Raw genomic sequence first — 6,000 nt, 5'->3', positions numbered from 1 at the left:
CGGACTACTTGTGGAACGAAACTGTTCGGACCGCGAAGGTGCGTAGATGCTGCGCCGGCCGGCAGGCCTGTTTGTGGCGTACCCCATATCGGACGTTCCAATGTTTCCAGCCGGATTGCAGCAGGCCTATCGACAAAGAACCCTGAGATCATGGGCAATCCATGTACGAATGCCCAAGCAACCCCGAGGCGAATCCGTCCTAGGATCCCAGGACGAGCACGGCAATCGCTACGTCCCGGGGAAGCTTGAGGTCCAGTTCCGTGTAGCGCTCGAAAGCAGCTAGACGGTTGACGATCGTGTTGCGGTGGCAGAACAATCGTCGGGATGTCTCCACGAGGCTGCCGGTCTCAAGGAACATGGCCACCGCTTCGAGGATCCGCTCTCGTTCCTTTGTGGGGCATTTTTCCAACCCGTCCAGCACAGTCCGGGCCGGATCGCAGCCCACCTGGGTGAGGCGGTGCCGGGCGATGGAGAGTACCCTGTCCCGGAGGCTGAAGATTCCCTTGGCGCCGACCGGCAGGTCTCGCATGATTTCCCGCGCTGCCATACCGGCTTCCCGAACGGAAGCGAGTCCATCGGCGATCGGCGCCACAGCAGCAGATACGCCGTCGTATAGTTTGCGTTCACGGACGTCCATGACATGGGAACGTGCTGGCAGTTCGCGGATGACCAAAGTATGGTGCCCCTGTGCAATGCTGAAGACTCTTTCGCTGCCCGGCTGGACCCGAAGGCGGCGCTGTACCGTAGCGGAGTCATCCCGTCCCAGCGCAACCACCCGGAATGCGGAATCCGACTGGATGCGCAATGCTCCTGAGATGCGGCTGATGTCGGCTGAGGTGGGGTCCTGCGTGCCGAAAAGCTGCGCCAGATAGTGCTGCTGGAGATCCACGTCGGCACGCTCCAGCTCGGTCTGCTCCTGAACGTAGCGTGTCTGGACATGGGAGGCGTAGACGTCCACGACTTTCCATACCAGTTCCCCGCGTCCTACCAAGTGCTCAGCACTCAGGCCCGAGGTTGACGCCGCGAGACCTTCCCAAAGGACGCCGAAATCCATGCGGACCGCCCGGATCAGGCTTTCCAGCGGCACGCCCTGCCTGGCCCTTCGAGCTCCGAGCTGATCGGCCAGGGACTCGAGCGCCGCAGTCTGCGTCCCGCCGCTCCTGAGAGCATCAATCATGGCGGCAAGACTTTGTTCACCTGTGCTCAGCAGGTCGTCGAACGTCACTGCGGATTCTGCGTAATTGCGGTCGTTCACGATCCGTGCCAGGAATCCGTCCACCAAGGTGTCGAGGTTTTCGGCAAGGTGGTCAAGGGCGCTTTGCCAATGGGCATCGGCATTCGGAGCCATGGAAATCATCACTATTCCATCGTCCCTCAGAGAGCATTGAGGCCCTGTGTACGAAAGTACAAAAAATGGCCTGCTTCCCGAGTGATCCCGTCATCGCCCGAGGGCTTGAACCTTGGGAACATCGAAAGGCAGCACGAACACGACGCGAAGGATGCACTCATGCAGAACCCAGAATTTGCCTTTCAGGGAGAAATGGACCCTGAGGCCGGGTCCTTGCGGATCGCCGTGCTGCAGGCTACAAGCCGCCCCGGGGACCCGGAGGCGAATCTGGCCACCGTGGCCGGCTGGGCTCAGGAAGCCGCCCGGCGCGGTGCGGGATTGCTCGTCACTCCGGAATTGTTTGTCCCCGGCTATGACCCACCCTCGGTCAGCGCCCGGGACGGTGATGACCACCGACGGCGGTTGGCCGGAATCGCGGTGGAATCCGGTATCGGATTAGTTGCCTCAACGGTGGAACACCGGGGGGAATCCCGTCACATCTGCGCCTCCCTTTTCGATGAAGTGGGAATCGAACTCACCCGATACCGGAAGAGCCATCTGTTCGGGCCCGTGGAAGGAACCTGGTTCCAGCCGGGGGACGAGTTGCCCGAAACAGTGGAGTTCCACGGATTGAAGGTGGCCCTGGGAATTTGCTTTGACGCGGAATTCCCGGAATTTGTCCGCTCCGCGGCCCTGCGCGGGGCTGAACTGCTGTGCGTTCCCACGGCTGTACCGTTGCGGCCGAACACGAGGACCGGCCCCACACCCTTTGACGTCAGCGTCGTCCCCACGGTGCTGATCCGTGCGCGGGCCATTGAGAGCCAGCTCTTCATAGCCTATGCAGACCAGGCGGAGCCGGGATTCGCCGGACTCAGCACGCTGGCCACCCCGTTCGGTGAAGCTGAAACCGCAACAGCAGCGTCCGGCGAACTCATCCTCGGCACCGTGGACGGGGCTGTCGTGGCCCGCGCGCGGAGCGAGGTCGATTACCTCGAAGTCGTGCGTGGTAGGACCGCTTCATCACAGGCGTCGTCGAGCACCGGCTCCTGACTCAGGACCGCTCCCGCAAGCACCCTCCCTTATCCCATCAAGGAGAACCATGACCCTGACCGCACCCGAAACTGCGCCGTCCACCGCCAAAAACCTGGCGTCCCAGGCACCTATCACCATGCTTAATCCTGATTTCCCCTTCCCTTATGACGAATACCTGGCACATCCGGCAGGCCTCGGCAGTATCCCGGAGGAACTGCACGGTACGGAAATCGCTGTTGTCGGGGCTGGTATGTCCGGGTTGGTCGCCGCTTACGAACTGATGAAACTCGGCCTCAAGCCGGTCGTTTACGAGTCCTCACGGATCGGCGGCCGCCTGCGGGCCGGGCGCCCGGAAGGGCAGGAAGGCCCGGTCGCCGACCTTGGCGGAATGCGGTTCCCCCGTTCCGGACGCTCCTTCTTTCACTACGCAGACATGCTCGGCATCGAAACCCAGCCGTTCCCCAACCCGCTCACCGCAGCCGCCGGGAGCACAGTGATCGAACTCGGCGGGCAAAGGCACTACGCGGAGAAGACTCAGGACTTACCGGAGTTCTTCCACCGGGTTTCTGCCGCCTGGGATGACTGCCTTCAGGAACGGGCTTGCTTCGCGGAGATGCAGGAGGCCAACCGTCGCCGGGATCTCGCTGAGATCAAGCGGATCTGGAACGGACTGGTTCCTCAGTTCGACGACATGTCCTTTTCCGGTTACCTGGCCACATCCAAGGCCTTTTCCGCGCTGCCGTTCGAGTACCGCGAGGCCTTCGGCCAAGTCGGGTTCGGCACCGGCGGGTGGGACACCAACTTCCCTGATTCCTTCCTTGAAATCCTCCGTGTGGTCTACGTGGACGCCGACGCGGACCAGCACCGGATCATGGGAGGGGCCCAGCTGGTACCCGAACGACTCTGGAACCACTCACCTGCAACGGCAGTGCACTGGCCCGCCGGAACCTCGTTGGCCTCCCTTCACGGAGGCAACACCCGCGGCGCGGTGAAGTCCATCAATCGCCAGTGGAACGGAGACGGGGCACCGGGCCTGATCGCCGTGACCGACCGTTGGGGACGCACCAACCGCTACCCAGCGGTCATCGCCACCTGTCAGAGCTGGCTGCTTTCGGCACGCATTGATGTCGATGAATCCCTCTTCAGCCACAAGCTGTGGACCGCGATTGAACGTAGTCACTACATGCAGTCATCCAAGACCTTCGTGGTGGTGGACCGGCCATTCTGGAAGGACCGCGATCCGGTGACCGGCCAGGAAATCATGTCCACCACCCTTACGGACCGCCTCACGCGCGGCACCTACCTGCTGGACAACGGCGCGGACCAGCCTGCACTCATCTGCCTCTCCTACACGTGGAACGACGACGCCCTGAAGTGGCTGCCCCTTGATGCCGACGAACGTCTCCGGCTCATGCTTCACTCTCTCGGCAAGATCTACCCTGGCGTGGACATCGCCTCGCACATCGTGGGCGACCCGATCACCGTCTCCTGGGAGGACGACCCGAACTTCATGGGCGCCTTCAGCGATAACCTGCCCGGTCATTACCGCTACCAGGAACGGCTCTACAGCCACTTCATGCAGGAGGAACACGCACCGGAGCACCGCGGCATCTTCCTGGCCGGTGACGATGTCTCCTGGACCGGCGGCTGGGTGGATGGTGCCGTAACCACAGGCCTGAATGCCGTCTGGGGCGTCATGAACCAGCTGGGCGGCACGAGCCACCCGGACAACCCGGGCCCCGGCGACCGTTACGCCGAGCTCGGCCCGGTGCGCCTTCCGTAGGTCAGCCTAAAACGAAGAAGCCCGGGGGCGACCATTACGGCCGCAGCCGGCTTCAGGCCCTCACAGCAGCACTCTTGCCCCCGGAAACCTGGCCGACGCCTGGTCTGACTGTCGACGCGACCCTGCTCGGCGGGGCCCCCACCCACTCACGAATAAAGGAACTGAACCGATGACCACTCAGGCTGCACCCACCGCAGAGGACTTCCTGGCCGACTTCCGCACCATGAGCGAATTTGGGGCCACCGGCAACGGCGGAGTGGACCGCCAGGCCGCCAGCCAGGCCGACGTGGATCAGCGGAACTGGTTCCGCACGATCCTCGAAGCCCGTGGCTTCAGCGTCCGCTTCGACCAAATCGGCAACGAATGGGGACTGCTCGAGAGAGTTCCCGACGCCCCGTTCGTGGTGGTGGGATCGCATATGGACTCCCAGCCAACAGCCGGAAAGTACGACGGCGCATACGGTGTTCTCGCCGCAGCCCACGCGGCATTCCGACTCGCCGCGGCCTGGGACAACGGCGCGCGCACCGCCCCGAAGTACAACGTGGCCGTCGTGAACTGGTTTAACGAAGAAGGCAGCCGCTTCAAGCCATCCATGATGGGCTCTTCCGTCTACACGGGGAAACTCGCACTCGCCGATGCCCTGGCCGTGACGGACACTAGCGGTGTGACAGTGGACGAGGCGCAGCGTGGTCATGGCTTCCTCTCAGAGTGGGAAGGCCCCGAAGCTGCCTTCTGCGCGGAGATCCATGTGGAACAGGGCCGCTCAATGGAGCGCGACGGAGTAACGATTGGACTGGTGCATTCCAACTGGGCAGCGAACAAATATGAGTTTGTGGTCCACGGCGAGCAGGCGCACACCGGCTCTGCCGTAATCGCGGACCGACATGATGCCCTTCTGGGTGCGTCCATGCTCGTGGTGGCCGCCCGCGAAATCGCCAACGCTTTCCCGGGAAAGGTCCACACTTCCGTAGGCCAACTGGACGTTTACCCGAACTCCCCAGTGGTGGTGCCGAGCCGCGTCACCCTGCTCCTTGACCTCCGAAGCGCCGATGAGGAAGCACTGGCCGAAGCGGACGCCATGCTGCACCGCCGCGTGGCCGAAGTGGAACAGGCAGCCAGCGTTCAGGTAGAGCAACGGACCTCCCACTCTTGGCCTGTGACCCCCTATCAGTCGGAAGGCGTGGAACTGGGAGCCAAGGCCGCCTCAGAACTGGGCCTGCCCTACAAGGAAGTAATGACCCTCGCCGGTCACGATTCCACCAACATGAAAGACATCGTGCCCACCCTAATGCTGTTTGTGCCGAGCGTGGACGGCATTTCCCACAATGAGCGTGAATACACCAAAGACGAAGATCTCGTGGCAGGAGTTGACATGCTTACCGAGGTTGTCGGTCGTCTCTGCGACGGTGCGCTGGAGGATTAGAGGTGGCGCGGTGGTGGGCGCCGGGATCGGAACCAGACGATGGTCCCTGCATGGATAATGTGGAGGGATGAAGAACCTGGACCTGAACCTGCTGCCCCAGCTGCAGGTCCTTCTAGAGCTGCGGAACGTGTCCCGGGCCGCGGAGCGGCTCCAGCTCAGCCAGCCACAGGTGCGGCCATGGCCCGGCTCCGACGCCACTTCGACGACGAACTCCTGGTCCGGAACGGCCGCACCTACGAGCTCATGCCCTTCGCGCAGGCACTGGTCCCGCTGGTGGATGAGGCGATGCTCCACATCCGGCGGGCCACCAGGGTGCGCTCCGGTTTTGACCCCGCCACCAGCGAGCGGGAATTCGTGATCGCCTCGTCGGACTATGCCGCGGCCCTGATTGTGGGTCCACTGCGCGCGATACTGCGCCAGGAAGCCCCGAACGTG

4 protein-coding genes are annotated in these 6,000 nt (G+C 63.0%); 3 read left to right on the top strand and 1 reads right to left on the bottom strand.

Translation table 11 applies throughout. From position 1 onward, the window contains the following. Positions 1 to 199: 199 nt before the first annotated feature. Complete coding sequence (locus ACHMXB_RS22700) at positions 200 to 1,357, bottom strand: helix-turn-helix domain-containing protein (RefSeq protein ID WP_395405805.1); 1,158 nt, start codon at positions 1,355 to 1,357, stop codon at positions 200 to 202. Positions 1,358 to 1,507: 150 nt separating this feature from the next. On the opposite strand from ACHMXB_RS22700, the gene ACHMXB_RS22695 reads away from it, so the two are divergent. The 3 genes from ACHMXB_RS22695 (at position 1,508) to ACHMXB_RS22685 (ending at position 5,565) form a co-directional block, all read left to right on the top strand. Next, positions 1,508 to 2,377 (top strand): nitrilase-related carbon-nitrogen hydrolase, encoded by an 870-nt coding sequence (locus ACHMXB_RS22695; protein ID WP_395405803.1) that lies wholly within the window; start codon positions 1,508 to 1,510, stop codon positions 2,375 to 2,377. A 49-nt stretch (positions 2,378 to 2,426) separates the two neighbouring features. After that, entirely contained in the window at positions 2,427 to 4,142 is a 1,716-nt protein-coding gene (locus ACHMXB_RS22690) for a flavin monoamine oxidase family protein (protein ID WP_395405801.1), read from the top strand. Positions 4,143 to 4,311: 169 nt separating this feature from the next. Next, positions 4,312 to 5,565 carry a M20 family metallo-hydrolase gene (locus ACHMXB_RS22685; protein ID WP_395405799.1) on the top strand — a complete coding sequence of 418 codons (1,254 nt, stop codon included), beginning with the start codon at positions 4,312 to 4,314 and terminating at the stop codon, positions 5,563 to 5,565. The last annotated feature ends 435 nt before the right edge of the window (positions 5,566 to 6,000 follow it).

This window comes from Arthrobacter sp. UC242_113 (genome assembly GCF_044054585.1).
Classification (GTDB): Bacteria; Actinomycetota; Actinomycetes; order Actinomycetales; family Micrococcaceae; genus Arthrobacter.
The sequence above is the reverse complement of the archived record's forward strand: the minus strand, read 5'-3'. Positions and strand labels throughout refer to the sequence as shown.